Below are 14,126 nucleotides of genomic sequence, written 5' to 3' on the forward strand. Positions count from 1 at the left end.
CGGGCTTGACGACGACGAAGCGCGCGCATCAGTCGGCCTGGCCGCGCGCCATCACCGCCGCCTGCTCGATCTCCACGCGCAGCGCATCGACGAGCTCCGCGCGCGCGACCTCGAACTGGTCCTGCTTGCGCAGGTCCTTGACGGTGACCGTGTCCCTCGCGATTTCATCCGGACCGAGCACGAGCACGAAGCGGATGCCCGCGCGGTCGGCATACTTGAACTGCTTGGCGAGCTTGCCGGGTTCGACCACGACCTCGGTATTGATGCCGCCCGCGCGCAGGTCGGTCGCGAGCGCGAGGTAACGCGGCAGCTCGGCCTCGTCCATCTGCGCGACGAGCGCCTGCACGGTGCTGCGCCCACCCTTCAGCAAGCCTGCCTCGCGCAGCTGCCAGTACAGCCGCGTCGCGCCGATCGAAATGCCGACGCCCGGCAGCTTGGACTTCGTGTAGTGGCTGGCGAGGTTCTCGTACCGGCCGCCCGAACAGATCGACCCGATCTGCGGATGCTCGTTGAGCGTCGTTTCGTAGACGGTCCCGGTGTAGTAGTCGAGGCCGCGCGCGATCGAGAGGTTCAGCGCGTAGTGCGATTCGGGCACGCCGAACGCCTTGATGAGCGTCAGCACTTCCTTGAGTTCCGCGCGGCCCTGTTCGAGCGCCTCACTGCCGGCCCCGAGCGCATCGAGCTTGGCAAGTGCCCCGGCGAGCGAGGTCGAGCGGAATGCGACGAAGTCGAGCAGCTTGGCCACCGCGTCGGCGGACAGGCCGAACGCCTCGCCGGTGAGCGTCTCGCGCACCGCGTCGACGCCGCGCTTGTCGAGCTTGTCGACCTCGCGCAGCACCGCGGCCTGGCGTTCCGCATCCGCGAGGCCGAGTCCTTCGAGCCAGCCGCGCATGAGCTTGCGGTTGTTGACCTGGATCGTGAACGGGCCGATGTCGAGGTCGCGGAACACGGCGTAGATGACCGCGGGCAGTTCGGCGTCGTAGCGCACCGACAGCGCATCCTTGCCGATCACGTCGATGTCGCACTGGTAGAACTCGCGGAAGCGCCCACGCTGCGCGCGCTCGCCGCGGTAGACGCGCTGGATCTGGTAGCGGCGGAACGGGAACACGAGGTCGTGCTCGTGCTCGGCGACGTAGCGTGCGAGCGGCACGGTGAGGTCGAAGCGCAGCGCGAGTTCGGGCACCTCGCCGTCCTTCGCCGCCTGCAGCGCGCCGGTCGACTGCACGAAGTAGACCTGGCGCTCGGTCTCGCCGCCTTCCTTGGTCAGCAGCACGCTCGAGAACTCCATCACCGGCGTCTCGATCGGCAGGAAGCCGAAGCGCTCGAAGTTGCGGCGCACCGCGTCGAGCATCGACTGGAAGGCGACCTGGTCGAGCGGCAACAGCTCGAGCACGCCGGGCATGGTGCGGGCTTGCGTGACAGCCATGGAATCCTCGGTACGGCGGGGCGGCGACGCGCGGCGTCGCGAAACGAATAGCGTAGCAGATGGCAGCTTTTCGCCGCGCACGGGCGCGGGATGCTCGGGTACGCGACGCCGCGGCGAGCGCAACTTCGCCGGCAGCGCGCGCGCGTCGGACCAGGACCCCGCAGGTGCCTGTCCCGCCTGCAACCTCGGTCCGCCCGCCCACGCGACGCCCACGCAGCCGACCCGGCGCACGCGAGGCCCCATGGCGAGTGTTGCAAGCCGCGCGGGCCCTCGTTTAGAATTCGCGGCCCCGCCACGGCGGGTCCCGGTCGGGGTGTAGCTCAGCCTGGTAGAGCGCTACCTTCGGGAGGTAGAAGTCGCAAGTTCGAATCCTGTCACCCCGACCAATTCATTCGTGCAGAAGGCCGCCTCGAAAGGGGCGGCCTTCTGCATTTCGGGGGCTGCACTCCGAAAGCTGCGGAATAAAAAACCCGGCTCGCGCCGGGTTCTTCGTGCAGCCGGTTCGCAGCGGTCAGCGCTGCTTGCGGTCGCCGACGCGGCTCTTCGTCTGCGGGCCCGCGGACGGCTGCGGATCGAGGTTGTTGAGCAGCGCGCGCAGGTCGACCGAGACGGTCGAGCCGTTGCCGGCGAGATCGAGCGCGCCCATCGTGCGCTTGCTGAGCGCGGCGCGGTCGAGGAACACTTCGCGATCCGGCTGCGGCGGGCGCGTCGTGCTGCACAGGCTGCGCTTGAGGCGCAGCAGGCTCGTGCCCGGGCGCTGCCACGGATGGCCGGGCTGCAAGCGCTCGACCATGACGCTCTCCAGCTTGACGACGACGGTGTCGTCGATCACTTCGGCGCAGCGTCCGATGCCGATGTCGTAAGTCATGGATTGGAACCTCCGGAACGATGGGCGCGAGCCGCGCGGACGCGACCCGGCGGGCGCACGGTGCACCGCAAAAGCGCACCGGCGATGGGTGATCGCCTATTATGCCGTACCGGCCAGTAAGATTCCGTTACCGCGATTAACCGATAAATACCTGACAGCTTCAGGTATATTCCATAAATGCATGAATCATATGCATTTATTCGCAACGGCGCGGATCACCGCAGCGGGGGATTTCATCCAGGAAAAATGGTCCGCGGCGATATTGCCGAGCTCGCCGGAGTCCATTGAAACGGTCTCCCGCGGTGCAGCAGGGAGCTTGCGCAGGAGCCATTCGAGGGACGCTTCGGGTCCGAACCAGTCGTCGGCGAAGCGCAGCGCGAACACGGGCGCGGTGACGCGGGCCAGACGCGCCTCGAGGTCGTCCGCGACGCCGGCTGCGCTGTAGCGACCGCTGCGACCGCTGCGCGCCCAGTCCGTCATGACACGCCGCGCTTCGCGTCCGCCGAAGCCGAGCCGGCGTCCCGGGAAGTAACCGCAGGCTGCGGCGAGCGCGGGCACGCCCGTGTAGAACGCGCGGAGGAGCCAGGGATGGGCGAAGCAGCGCCAGTAAGGCGAACCGCTGGCGACGAGGACGACGCCGGCTACGTCGCCGGGGTCGAGCGCGGCGGCGAGTACCGCGAGCTGGCCGCCCAGGCTGTGCCCGCCGATGCGCATTCGGGCACCCGCATGACGTTCGCGCACGACGGCGCGACTGGCCGGGATGTCCTCGAGCAGCAGTTCGCGATAGCCCCAGTCCGAACCACGACCCGCGCGGCGATCGCTCGAGCCCGCGCCGCGCCACTCGTGCAGGGCGACGGCCATGCCGTGCGCGGCGAGCCCGCGCGCGAACGGCAGGTAGTTGCGCGCGCTGACGCCGAGCGCGGGCAACCACAGCAGCACGGAGCGCGGCGGCTGCGCCGGTTCGATCCAGGCGAGTTCCGCGCGTGCGCCGTCACGGGCGACGACGGTCGCGACGGATTCGCGCACGCCCTCCCCTGCGTCGTCCGCCATTCAGCCGAGCCCGGTGGCGACACGCGCCTGGCGCGGCAGCGCCGGCACGTCGATCGCCGCATCGACGCGACGCCACGTCGCGCGGTCGAACACGACGATGCGCGCGCCGCGCCGATGCAGCTTGGCCCAGGCGGCGCTCGCGCGCAGCGGCGACGGCAGCGCGACCTCGATCGCATCGCGGCGCGCGATCGCGTGCAGCACGCAGCCGTCCGCTTCCAGCGTGAAGGCAAGCGCGCGCCGCGGCACGCGGGCACGGAAGCGCCACGTGCGCTCGCCGTTCGCGAGCACGAGCAACAGGTCATGTGAACGCCAGGTCGCCGCCTGCTCGCGCGGGATTTCCAGGCTCGCGTGTTCACGCGCCGAGGGCGCGTCCAGCGCGGCGAAGCGCTCCGGCCGTGTCGCGAGCGCGAGCAGGCGGCTGCGGCTCAGCGAGAGCTGGCTCGCGTACGCTTCCATCGCCGCGCGCTTGCGCGCCGAGCGCGCAGGATCGGAGGGCAGCACGACGCCGCCCGTGCCGTCGCCGGCATGAATGAGGTAGCCGAGGCGCTGGCACGATCGCGCGCAGCGCAGCAAGGCGAGTTCGAGCATCACGTGCAACGCGCTGTGGTCGGGATGGCGGTCGGCGAGGCTCGGCATCACCAGATGCGTCGGTGCGAACGCATCGAGCTCGGCGTGCAGTCGGGCGACGGCCGCGTCGTCGCCGACGAGCGCATCGGTGAGGCCCTGGTCGGGCCAGCCGAGATGCCGCACCTCGACGGTGCGGTCCGCAGCGAGTTCGACGAGCGCTGCCGCCGCTTCTTCGCGCCGCCGCCGCCCCCAGCGCTCGCGTGCGGATGCGTCGATGCGCCAGCGCTTCTCGAGCCAGCGCTGCGGCCATGGATTGTTGTCGCCGTCGGTCGCGTACAGCACGCGCACGACGGCGCCGGCGGCGAGCGCAGCCTGGATCAGTTCACCGGCGGCGAGCGTTTCGTCGTCCGGATGCGGCGCGACGACGAGCAGGCGGTCCTGTGCGGAGAGCGGCAACAACGCCGGCATCGACCTTCATCCCTTTGGTACGGCCCGCCAGGGGCGCGGCGAGGACAGACTAGCGCATCGCTCGCGCGGCGTGCATCAGGGCAGGAATTCGCGAAGGCGTGCGTTCAGCTCCGCCAGCCGCAGGTCGCCGGACGCACCGGGAGAGGTGCGCGCGGCGAGGCTCGCCTCCGGCGTGCGGCCTTGCCCGGCTTCGTCGGCCGCAGCCGCTGCGGCGCGATACGCCTCGCGGAATGGCACGCCCGCGGCAGCCTGCTCGATCGCGACGTCGGTCGAATACATCGCCGGCTCGATCGCCGCACGCATCGCCGGCGCGTTCCATTCCAGGCGTGCGAGCAGGTCCGGCAGCAGTGCGAGCGCGCCGAGGCCATGGTGGAAGCCGTGGAAGATCGCGCCCTTGGAAAGCTGCAGGTCGCGCTGGTATCCGGAGGGCAGCGACAGCAGCTGCTCGACCTCGGTGCGCGCCGCGGCGACGCATGCGTAGCTCGCTCGCATGAGCTCGACCGCATCGGGATTGCGCTTGTTCGGCATGATCGAACTGCCGGTCGTGTATTCGGCGGGCAGGCGCACGAAGCCGAACTCGGCGGTCGTGAACAGCGACAGGTCCCAGGCGAGCCGGCGCAGGTCGAGCAGCGCGCCCGCGAGCGCATCGAGCGCGGCGATTTCGAACTTGCCACGCGAAAGCTGCGCGTAGACCGGGTTGACCTGCAAGCGCGCGAAGCCGAGCGCCGCGGTCGTGTGCGCGCGGTCGAGCGGCAGGTTCACGCCGTAGCCGGCGGCGGTGCCGAGCGGGTTGGCGTCGATCCATGCGCGCGTGTCGCGCGCGCGGCACGCGTCATCGATGAAGGCTTCGGCGAAGCCGGCGAACCACAGCGCGGTCGACGAGACGACCGCGCGCTGCAGGTGCGTGTAGCCCGGCAGCGGCAAGGCTTCGCCCGCGGCACGCGCAAGGCAGACGCGCGCTGCTTCGACGCAGTGCGCCGACAGCTCGCCGAGCCTCTCCTTCAGCCACAGGCGCGTCGCGACGAGGACCTGGTCGTTGCGGCTGCGCCCGGTGTGCACCTTGCGCCCGGCGTCGCCGAGGCGTTCGGTGAGGCGTGCTTCGATCGCCGAATGACCGTCTTCGTAGCGGTCGTCGAGCACGAAGCGCCCGGCGCGGAAATCATCGGCGAGCCCGTCGAGTTCACGCACGAGCGCGTCGCGTTCCCCCGTGGTGAGGATGCCGATGTTGGCGAGGCCGCCGGCATGCGCCTTGCTCGCCTCGATGTCGCAGAGCAGGAACTCGCGATCGAGCACGACGTCGTCGCCGGCGAGGAAGCGCATGATGCGTTCGTCGGTGCGGGTGCCGGTTTTTTGCCAGAGAAGGTCGGTCATGGTTCGTGGTTTCGGTTGGCGATTCAAAAGGCGGCGTGCGTGCCCGGAGCATTCCTTCCTCCTCCGGGGGAAGGGTTCATCATCGCGGCGTTACCGCGGCTGCGGTCGCGAACTTCGCGACCAGGTCATCCGGCGACAACTCCATCCGCTCGCCCGTCGCGCGACGTTTCAGCTCGACCACGCCGTTGGCGAGACCACGCGGGCCGACGACGACCTGCCATGGCAGGCCGATCAGGTCCATGTTCGCGAACTTCGCCCCGGCGCGCGCGTCGGTATCGTCCCACAGCGCGTCCACGCCGTTCGCCGCGAGGCGGGCATGCAGGTCGCCGCACACCGCCGCCGTGGCGGCGTCGCCGGCCTTGGCGTCGACGATGCCGAGGTCGAACGGCGCGGCGGCGTCGGGCCAGGCGATGCCGGCGTCGTCGTGGCAGGCCTCGATGATCGCACCGGCCAGGCGCGACACGCCGATGCCGTACGAACCGCCGTGCAGCAGGCGCGCGCTGCCGTCGGGCATCGTCACTTGCGCGCGCATCGGCTGCGAGTACCTGGTGCCGAAGTAGAAGATCTGGCCTACCTCGATGCCGCGCGTGCGCAGTCGGTGCGCTTCAGGCACATCCGCGTCGTAGCGCGCTGCGTCGTGCACGTCGGACGTGGCCGCGTACAGCGAGGTCCAGGCGCGAATCAGCGGTTCGAGGTCGCCGTCGTAATCGACATCGATGCCCGGCACGGGAAGGTCGAGCACGCGGCGGTCGCAGTAGACGTCCGACTCGCCCGTATCGGCGAGCACGATGAACTCGTGCGAAAGGTCGCCGCCGATCGGACCGGTCTCCGCTCGCATCGGTATCGCCTTCACGCCGAGTCGCGCGAACGTGCGCAGGTAGGCGACGAACATGCGCTGGTACGAGCGCCGCGCGCCGGCCTCGTCGAGATCGAACGAATAGCCGTCCTTCATGAGGAATTCGCGTCCGCGCATGACGCCGAAGCGCGGCCGCTGCTCGTCGCGGAACTTCCACTGGATCTGGTAGAGGTTGCGCGGCAGCTCACGCCACGAAGTGACGCCGGCGCGCACGATCTCCGTGACCATCTCCTCGTTGGTCGGCCCGTACAGCAGCTCGCGCTCGTGGCGGTCGCGGATGCGCAGCATCTCCGGGCCATAGGCATCGTAGCGACCACTCTCGCGCCAGAGGTCGGCGAGCTGCAGGGTCGGCATGAGCAGTTCGATCGCGCCCGCGCGGTCGAGTTCCTCGCGCACGATGCGCTCGATGCGCCGGAGCACGCGCAGGCCGAGTGGCAGCCAGGCGTAGATGCCGGCGGCCTCCTGGCGGACCAGGCCGGCACGCAGCATGAGCCGATGCGAGGCGATCTGCGCTTCGGCGGGGTTGTCCTTCAGCGTCGGCAGGAAATAACGGGAAAGGCGCATGGCATGTGCTTCATGTTGGAAGGATGACCCACGTTTTCGACCCGAATCCCACCTTCGTCGTACCGGCGGAAGCCGGGACGCGGTGACTCCGGCCGGCGATCAGGAGTCGCCGGGCCCCGGCTTCCACCCGGGCGACGGCTCGGGGATGGCGGTGAGCTCGTCGAAGCCGAACGCGAGATTGAGGTTCTGCATCGCCTGCGTCGCCGCCCCCTTGAGCAGGTTGTCGAGCGTCGCGACGACGACCACGCGCTTGCCGCCCGGCGCCAGCGCGAAGCCGCCGATCTCGGCGTGGTGCCTCCCCGCGATCGCGCTGACCCACGGCGCCTCGTCGACGACGCGCACGAGCGGCTCGCCGGCGTAGAACGACGCGTAGCGTGCCTTGATCGCCTCGCGCGTCGACGCCTGCGCGAGCCAGAGGTTGACGGTCATCGTGATACCGCGGAAGTGCGGCGCGACGTGCGGCATGAATTCGACCGGCACGCCGAGCCGGCGCGTCACTTCGCGCTCGTGCACGTGGTCGGTGAGCGCATACGGCATGAGGTTGTCGCGCAGCTTTTCCGGATCGTTCCTGTCCGTCGGCGTCGTCCCCGCGCCGGAATAGCCCGACACGCCGAAGCACGCGGGCGGCGCGGCGAGCACGTCCTTGAGCGGCGCGACCGCGAGCAGCATCGCGGTCGCGTAACAGCCGGGGTTGCTGATCCGGCGCTCGCCGGCATAGGCGCCGCGCGTGAGCTCGGGCAGGCCGTAGTACCAGCCGTCGTCGAAACGATGATCGGCGGAAAGGTCGACGACGACCGTGTCCGGCTTCGCCACGTCGATCCCATCGACGAGCTCGGCCGACTTGCCGTTCGGCAGCGCGAGCACGACCGCATCGGCGCCGTTCGCCGCGACGTCCTCGTGGGACAGGTTCTCGTAACGCAACGCGCCGTCGTATCCGGCGACATGATCACGCACGGGCTGCCCCGCGAGCTCGCGCGAGGACACGAACGCGAGCTCGAAGCCCGGATGCGCCGCGACGAGCCGGATCAATTCCGCGCCCGTATGCCCGCGCGCGCCGACGATACCGATGGTTCGCTTCAACGTGGATTCTCCCGAAGAAACAGATCGAACACGGAGCACATGGAGAGAAGACCTCCTCGAGCTTGTCCTCGCCTTCTCGTGTGCTCCGCGTTTCAGTATTTTGCCTGCCCTGGTCAGTCGACCAGCGTCGGCGCGCGGTCGCGGCAGTGCGTGACGCAGCGTTCGATCGCGTCGAAGCCGTCGATGCCGTACCAGAACACCTTCCACTTCGCGAGCCTGATGCAACCGTCGCTCTCGGCGAAGTAGAACGGGTTGACCGGGTTGCCGCGGCGCGAGCGCCAGAACAGGCGCGGCGTCTCCTCGCGCATGACCTGCCACACCGCGCGACCGAGGCCTTCGCCCTGCGCATCGTCGAGCACGGCGAACTTGTCGAGGTACACCTCGCCGTCCTCGTCCGTGAGGATCACCGCGGCGCGGTAGTTCTCGCTGACGTAGGCGCGCAGCAGGCGCGTGCGCTCGAAGTAGCCGGGCAGCAGGCGGCGGCCGAACGCGGATTCGACGAGCTCCGTGAGGCGGGCGCGATCGAGTTCGTCCCAGCCCGTCACGCGCAGCACGCGCTCGCCGCGCCGGACCAGCGTGCCCGAGCCCTTGTGCGTGAACAGCTCCTTCGCGAGCTCGGCCGGGCGCGTGATCGACACCGACGACGACAGCGGCAGGCCATCGAGCAGGTCCTTGATCTGCTCGAGCTTCACGCGCATGCCGCCATTGATCCAGGGTTGCGCCAGCAGGTGCTCGTATTCGGTCGACAGGTTGATCGAGTCGATGAGCTTGCCGTGTTCGTCGAGCAGGCCACCGGTGCCGGTGAGGAACACGATCTTGTACGGCTGCAGCACCTGCACGAGCTCGTTCGCGGCGAAGTCGGCGTTGACGTTGACGATCTGGCCCTCGCGCGTCTCGGCGAGCGAAGCGATGACGGGGATCGAGCCGACCTTGATCGCCGCCTGGATGCCGTCCGTGTCGATGCGCACGACCTTGCCAACGAGGCCGTACACGTCGCGATCGAGGAACTCGGCCTCGAACACGCCGGACTGGATCGATGTCGCGCGCACGCCCTGCGCCTGCAGTGCCTCGACCAGGCGCAGGTTTTCCTGGCGCATGACCTGGCGCACGACCGCGAGCACGGCCGCGTCGGTCACGCGCAGGTTGTCGACCGTGCGCTTTTCGATGCCGGCCTGCCTCATGCGTTCGTCGAGCTGCGGCCCAGCGCCGTGCACGACGATGGGCGTGAGGCCGACCTGTTGCAGGAACGCGAGCGAGGACACCAGCGCGTCGAGCTCGTCGCGCAGGATCGCGCCACCGACCTTGACCACGGCGAAGCGCGCCGCGTCGAGCTGCGAGAAGCGCTTGAGGTATTGCTGGATCTCCTTCGTGCTGGCCATGTTGGACAGCAGGCGGACGATCGTCGTGCGCATGTCGGTCATCGTCAGCGGGCGCTCAGCGAAGGCATGGCGGAAGCGCCCCCCGATCGCCCGGGCGGACGGTCGCGAGCGCGGTGGCGTGGTCGGCGCGCATCAAGGCATTCATGCTCGGTGCTCCAGCAAGCGTTGGTAGGTCGCCGTCGCGGCGGCGAGTTGATCGAGCGAAACCCATTCGTCGGCGGCGTGCGCCTGGGCGATGTCGCCCGGGCCGTAGACGATCGCGGTAAGGCCGGCGGCGGAGAACAGCGAGGCTTCGGTCCAGAAGTCGACGGCATTGCCGATCGGCAGCTCGAGCGCGTCGGCGAGGTCGCGCGCCTCGAGGCGGCGACGCTCGGCGTCGGCGACGTCGCCGGCCGGCAGCGACGGGCCGCGGAACGTTTCCTCGTAGCGCTCGATCGCACCGGCCTCGACCAGCGTGGCGAAGCGTTCGTGCAACGCGTCGATCGACATCGAAGGGAGCGGACGGAAGCCGAAGCGCACCTCCGCCGACGGAGCGATCATGTTCGCCTTGATGCCGCCTTCGATGCGGCCGATGTTGAAGCGCAGGCCGGTGAGGCCGCCGAAGCGCGCATGCGCCTGCGCCTCGACGAAGTCGAGCGCCGCACCGCCCCAACGCACGGCCTGGTGCAACGCGCTCGCGTGCGGGGCGTGCGCGCCCGAGGCGTGCCCGGCGACGCCGCGGAACTTCATCAGCACCGAACTGATGCCACGATGCGCGAGGACCGCCTCGCCACATGTCGGCTCGGCAACGATCGCTTCGCCGAAGCCATGCTCGCGCGCGAGGAACGCGGCGATGCAGCGGGCGTCGTTCGCTTCTTCGTCCGTCGTGAACAGGATGGCGGCATCGCCGCGCGTGTCCGCGGCCGCGGCGAGCAGGCAGGCCGCGGCCCCCTTGGTGTCGCACGCACCGAGGCCGATGGCGCGCTCGTCCGTCACGCGCAGGCGATGCGGATCCGCGCTCCACGCCGGTGAAGCGGGCACGGTGTCCATGTGCACGTTGAACACGCGCCGCGGCGCGCCACGCACGGCGAGCATCGACACCGCGCCTGCGCCGTGGTCGACCACGTCGATGCGGAAACCCGGCAGCTGTGCGCGCAGGTAGTCGAACACGCCGCCCGTGCCGATCTCGCGCGGCGGATTGCGTGTGTCGAAAGCGACGAGCGCGTCGAGATGGTCGAGCGTGCGGGCGAGCAAGGCGCTCACGGACGGTTGACCTGCGCCCACACGGTGGAGCTCATGCCGAACAGCTTGATGAAGCCTTCCGCTTCGGCGACGCCCCAGTCCGCCGACTGCGCATAGGTCGCGCCCCTGGTCTGCAGGATGTGCGTCGACTGCACCGCGACCGCGTGCACGCTGCCACCGTTGGTCTCGAGCGTGACGAGGCCGGTGACCTGGCGCTGCGAACTCTTCAGGTACGCCTCGAGGTCGGCCTTGAGCGGGTCGTGGAAGAAGCCCTCGTAGACGAGTTCGACCCACTTGCGCGCGACTTCCGGCTTGAAGCGGTTCTGCTGCTTGGTCAACACCGTCTCCTCGAGCGCGCGGTGCGCGACGAGCAGCGCGGTGAGGCCGGGCGCCTCGTACACGATGCGTCCCTTGAGCCCGATCGTCGTGTCGCCGGTGTAGATGCCGCGGCCGACGCCGTAGTGCGCGAAGGCGCGATTGAGTTCGCCGAGCAGGACCGGCCCCGGCAGCGTCTGGTCGTCGACGAGCACGGCCTCGCCGTCCTCGAAGCCGATCGTCACGCGCATCGGCTGCGGCGGCCATTCCGCGCGCGGCTTGCACCAGCCGCGTGCGCCCTCGCCGGGCGCTTCCCAGCGGTCGATCTCGCCGCCGGACATCGTCACGCCGAGCAGGTTCTCGTTGATCGTGTAGTGCTTCTGCCTGGCGCGCACGGAAAATCCGCGCTCCTCGAGATAGGCCTGCTCGTACGCGCGCGTCTGCGTGTGCTCCTTCTGGATCTCGCGGATCGGCGCGACGATCTGGTAGTCGCCCAGCGCCTTCACCGCGAGGTCGAAGCGCACCTGGTCGTTGCCCATGCCGGTGCAGCCGTGCGCGATCGCGCGCGTGCCGAGCTCGTGCGCACGGCGGATCGCCGCATCGACGATGAGGTAGCGGTCCGACACGAGCAGCGGATACTGCCCCTGGTAACCCTCGCCGGCCCAGACGAACGGCTTGACGAAACCGTTCCAGATCGCCGGCCCGCCGTCGACGGTCAGGTGCGAGGCGACGCCGAGCTCGCGCGCGCGTTGTTCGATGTATTCGCGCTCCTCGGCGTCGACCCCTCCGGTATCGGCGAACACGGTGTGCACGGCCCAGCCGCGCTCCTTGAGCCAGGGCACGCAGAAGCTCGTGTCCAACCCTCCGGAGAACGCCAGTACGATGTCCTGGCGTTCTCCGGAGGCGGGATTCGGGAGTCGGGATCGGGGATTGGAGGAAGCAGCTTGCGACGACATGGAAAATCTCGCTCTGGTTGTATTTCGTGGATTGTCGATACCGCGCCTTGCCGAATCACCAATCCCGAATCGCCAATCCCGGTTGCGCGACGAGCGCAGCCATCACCGCCTTCTGCACATGCAGGCGGTTCTCCGCTTCCTCGATCGCGATGCACGCGGGCGAGTCCATCACCGCGTCGGTCGCCTTGACGTTGCGGCGAAGTGGCAGGCAATGGCTGAACACGCCATGGTCGGTGAGCGCCATCTTGCGTTCGTCGACGATGAAGTGCCTGTGCGCATCGCGGATCGGCTTCTCCTCGTCCCAGCGGCCGAAGTAGGGCAGCGCGCCCCAGCTCTTGGCGTAGACGACATGCGCGCCGCGGTACGCCTCGTCGGGATCGTGGCTCACGCGCAGCGAGCCGCCGTTGGCGGCGACGTTCGCGCGCGCGAAGTCCATGTAGCGCGAATCGAGCACGTAGTCGGGCGTCGGGCACAGCAGGGTCACGTCCATGCCGTAGCGCGTCGCGATCTGCAGCGCGGAATTGGCGACCGCGGTGTTGAGCGGCCTCGGGTGATAGGTCCAGGTCAGCACGTACTTCTTTCCACGCAGGACCTGTGCGGGATCGACCCCGCGTTCAGGCGCACCGAAGTGCTGCTGCAGGGCGAGGATGTGCGCGAGCTCCTGCATCGGGTGGGTGATCGTTTCCATGTTGATCACGGGCACGGTCGCGTGCCGGGCGAATGCGTTGATCACGCGATCCTCGCGGTCGACCGACCAGTCCCGGAACTTCGGGAACGCGCGCACGCCGATGAGGTCGACGTAGCGCGACAGCACACGCGCGACTTCGGCGACGTGTTCCTCGGCCTCGCCGTCCATGATCGCACCCGTGTCGAACTCGATCGGCCATGCATCCTTGCCCGGCGCGAGCACGATCGCATGGCCGCCGAGTTGGAAGGCGCCGAGCTCGAAGCTCGTGCGCGTGCGCATCGACGGATTGAAGAACAGCAGCGCGACCGACTTGCCGGCGAGCTCGCGCCCGGCCTTCGTGCGCTTGAAGGCAGCGGCCCGGGCGAGCAGCGCGTCGAGGTCGGCGCGCGACCAGTCCTGGGTACTCAAGAAGTGTCGGATCATCGGGGTGCTCGGGGTTGGGGGCGGCGCCGAGTCACCAAAAAAAAACCCGGCACGGGGGCCGGGTTTTCGTCGATTCGTGTGAAGAACGCGCGACAGGCTACCCGGCGGAATGGCACGGTTCCGGTCGACGCGCGCGCGAGGTCATGCCAGCGGCCATGCGGGCGCTGGTGGTGATCTGCGGCTGGGCGGCGACTCGGGACATCTGCCTGGGCGGACTTCGGTGAGGTCGGCGGACCATAGCGGCAAACCTGGTGCAACGCAATATGCGGGCTCGGAAAATCCGACGCCGCAAACGAAAAGGCCGGGCAAGAGCCCGGCCTTCATCCTTCCGCAGCCGCCTACTCGGCCGGCTCGATGCTCACGCGCACGCGCAGGCGATCGCCCGGGTCGTAGTTGAGGCGCGACATGTAGACGTCGCCGCGGTAGCGGTACTGCACGTCGTAGGCGACCACGCGGTTTTCCTGCACGCCGTCGTCGACCACATGGCAATGGCGCTCGACGCCTTCGACATAGCGGTCATCGCCGCGCGCGACGTTGTTGCCGACCGCCCCGCCGACCACGGCGCCGGCGACCGTCGCCGCGCGGCGACCATCGCCCTTGCCCACCGTGCTGCCGAGCACGCCGCCGACGATCGCGCCGAGCACCGTGCCCGCGGCACGATTGCCGTTGTCGACGCGTCGCTCGACCGGGATGTCGTCGCACACTTCGCGCGGATTGCTCACGCGCACGCGGTCGTAGATCGGGTCCACGCGCAGCACGTCGGCCCACGCGACCTTCACGTTCTCCGCGCCCTGGTCATCCGTGGCGTAGCCACGCTCCTGCGCGCCGACCTGGGTTCCCGCCAGGAGCAACGCCACCGCCACCATCAATTTCATGCTGCCTCCACCTGAAGTC

The 14,126-nt window shown here is 69.3% G+C and carries 12 protein-coding genes and 1 tRNA gene; 1 reads left to right on the forward strand and 12 read right to left on the reverse strand.

Annotation, left to right across the window (positions count from 1 at the left end; translation table 11 throughout):
- Positions 1-28: 28 nt before the first annotated feature.
- A complete protein-coding gene (hisS, locus tag EV148_RS17625) occupies positions 29-1,426 on the reverse strand; it encodes a histidine--tRNA ligase (RefSeq protein ID WP_132000172.1) in 1,398 nt (465 codons plus the stop codon).
- Positions 1,427-1,735: 309 nt separating this feature from the next.
- Between hisS and EV148_RS17630 the strand changes: the two genes are divergently transcribed.
- A tRNA-Pro gene (locus EV148_RS17630) sits at positions 1,736-1,812 on the forward strand.
- Positions 1,813-1,937: 125 nt separating this feature from the next.
- On the opposite strand, the gene EV148_RS17635 is transcribed toward EV148_RS17630, so the two are convergent.
- The 11 genes from EV148_RS17635 to EV148_RS17685 all read right to left on the reverse strand — a co-directional run bounded on the left by EV148_RS17635 (position 1,938) and on the right by EV148_RS17685 (position 14,107).
- Positions 1,938-2,294 (reverse strand): hypothetical protein, encoded by a 357-nt coding sequence (locus tag EV148_RS17635; protein WP_132000173.1) that lies wholly within the window; start codon positions 2,292-2,294, stop codon positions 1,938-1,940.
- A 186-nt stretch (positions 2,295-2,480) separates the two neighbouring features.
- The gene (locus tag EV148_RS17640) at positions 2,481-3,344 is read right to left on the reverse strand and encodes an alpha/beta hydrolase family protein (RefSeq protein ID WP_132000174.1); all 864 of its coding nucleotides are present in this window, start codon (positions 3,342-3,344) and stop codon (positions 2,481-2,483) included.
- Positions 3,345-4,379: a PIG-L deacetylase family protein gene (locus tag EV148_RS17645; RefSeq protein ID WP_132000175.1), complete on the reverse strand. Its 1,035-nt coding sequence runs from the start codon at positions 4,377-4,379 to the stop codon at positions 3,345-3,347.
- A gap of 75 nt (positions 4,380-4,454) precedes the next feature.
- Entirely contained in the window at positions 4,455-5,750 is a 1,296-nt protein-coding gene (gene argH / locus EV148_RS17650; protein WP_132000176.1) for an argininosuccinate lyase, read from the reverse strand.
- 79 nt (positions 5,751-5,829) lie between these two features.
- A complete protein-coding gene (proS, locus tag EV148_RS17655) occupies positions 5,830-7,170 on the reverse strand; it encodes a proline--tRNA ligase (protein WP_132000177.1) in 1,341 nt (446 codons plus the stop codon).
- Positions 7,171-7,269: 99 nt separating this feature from the next.
- Positions 7,270-8,250 carry an N-acetyl-gamma-glutamyl-phosphate reductase gene (argC, locus tag EV148_RS17660; protein WP_199222823.1) on the reverse strand — a complete coding sequence of 327 codons (981 nt, stop codon included), beginning with the start codon at positions 8,248-8,250 and terminating at the stop codon, positions 7,270-7,272.
- Between the two features lie 113 nt (positions 8,251-8,363).
- Complete coding sequence (locus EV148_RS17665) at positions 8,364-9,662, reverse strand: acetylglutamate kinase (RefSeq protein ID WP_425479892.1); 1,299 nt, start codon at positions 9,660-9,662, stop codon at positions 8,364-8,366.
- 108 nt (positions 9,663-9,770) lie between these two features.
- Positions 9,771-10,871 (reverse strand): acetylornithine deacetylase, encoded by a 1,101-nt coding sequence (locus EV148_RS17670; protein WP_182518558.1) that lies wholly within the window; start codon positions 10,869-10,871, stop codon positions 9,771-9,773.
- Positions 10,868-12,121, reverse strand: a complete 1,254-nt coding sequence (locus EV148_RS17675; protein ID WP_132000180.1) for an argininosuccinate synthase — start codon at positions 12,119-12,121, stop codon at positions 10,868-10,870. Before EV148_RS17675 ends, EV148_RS17670 begins: the two co-directional genes overlap by 4 nt.
- A 55-nt stretch (positions 12,122-12,176) precedes the next feature.
- Entirely contained in the window at positions 12,177-13,232 is a 1,056-nt protein-coding gene (locus EV148_RS17680) for an N-acetylornithine carbamoyltransferase (RefSeq protein WP_132000181.1), read from the reverse strand.
- Between the two features lie 338 nt (positions 13,233-13,570).
- Entirely contained in the window at positions 13,571-14,107 is a 537-nt protein-coding gene (locus EV148_RS17685; protein ID WP_132000182.1) for a glycine zipper 2TM domain-containing protein, read from the reverse strand.
- Positions 14,108-14,126: the final 19 nt, after the last annotated feature.

It is taken from the genome of Dokdonella fugitiva (genome assembly GCF_004342425.1).
Classification (GTDB): domain Bacteria; phylum Pseudomonadota; class Gammaproteobacteria; order Xanthomonadales; family Rhodanobacteraceae; genus Dokdonella_A; species Dokdonella_A fugitiva.

Excerpts from the sequence above, each read along its gene's own strand:
- hisS (WP_132000172.1), bottom strand. The coding sequence starts at position 1,426 with ATGGCTGTCACGCAAGCCCGCACCATGCCCGGCGTGCTCGAGCTGTTG.
- EV148_RS17680 (WP_132000181.1), bottom strand. The coding sequence starts at position 13,232 with ATGATCCGACACTTCTTGAGTACCCAGGACTGGTCGCGCGCCGACCTC.
- argH (WP_132000176.1), bottom strand. The coding sequence starts at position 5,750 with ATGACCGACCTTCTCTGGCAAAAAACCGGCACCCGCACCGACGAACGC.
- EV148_RS17640 (WP_132000174.1), bottom strand. The coding sequence starts at position 3,344 with ATGGCGGACGACGCAGGGGAGGGCGTGCGCGAATCCGTCGCGACCGTC.
- proS (WP_132000177.1), bottom strand. The coding sequence starts at position 7,170 with ATGCGCCTTTCCCGTTATTTCCTGCCGACGCTGAAGGACAACCCCGCC.
- EV148_RS17665 (WP_425479892.1), bottom strand. The coding sequence starts at position 9,662 with ATGCGCACGACGATCGTCCGCCTGCTGTCCAACATGGCCAGCACGAAG.
- EV148_RS17675 (WP_132000180.1), bottom strand. The coding sequence starts at position 12,121 with ATGTCGTCGCAAGCTGCTTCCTCCAATCCCCGATCCCGACTCCCGAAT.
- EV148_RS17645 (WP_132000175.1), bottom strand. The coding sequence starts at position 4,379 with ATGCCGGCGTTGTTGCCGCTCTCCGCACAGGACCGCCTGCTCGTCGTC.
- EV148_RS17685 (WP_132000182.1), bottom strand. The coding sequence starts at position 14,107 with ATGAAATTGATGGTGGCGGTGGCGTTGCTCCTGGCGGGAACCCAGGTC.
- EV148_RS17635 (WP_132000173.1), bottom strand. The coding sequence starts at position 2,294 with ATGACTTACGACATCGGCATCGGACGCTGCGCCGAAGTGATCGACGAC.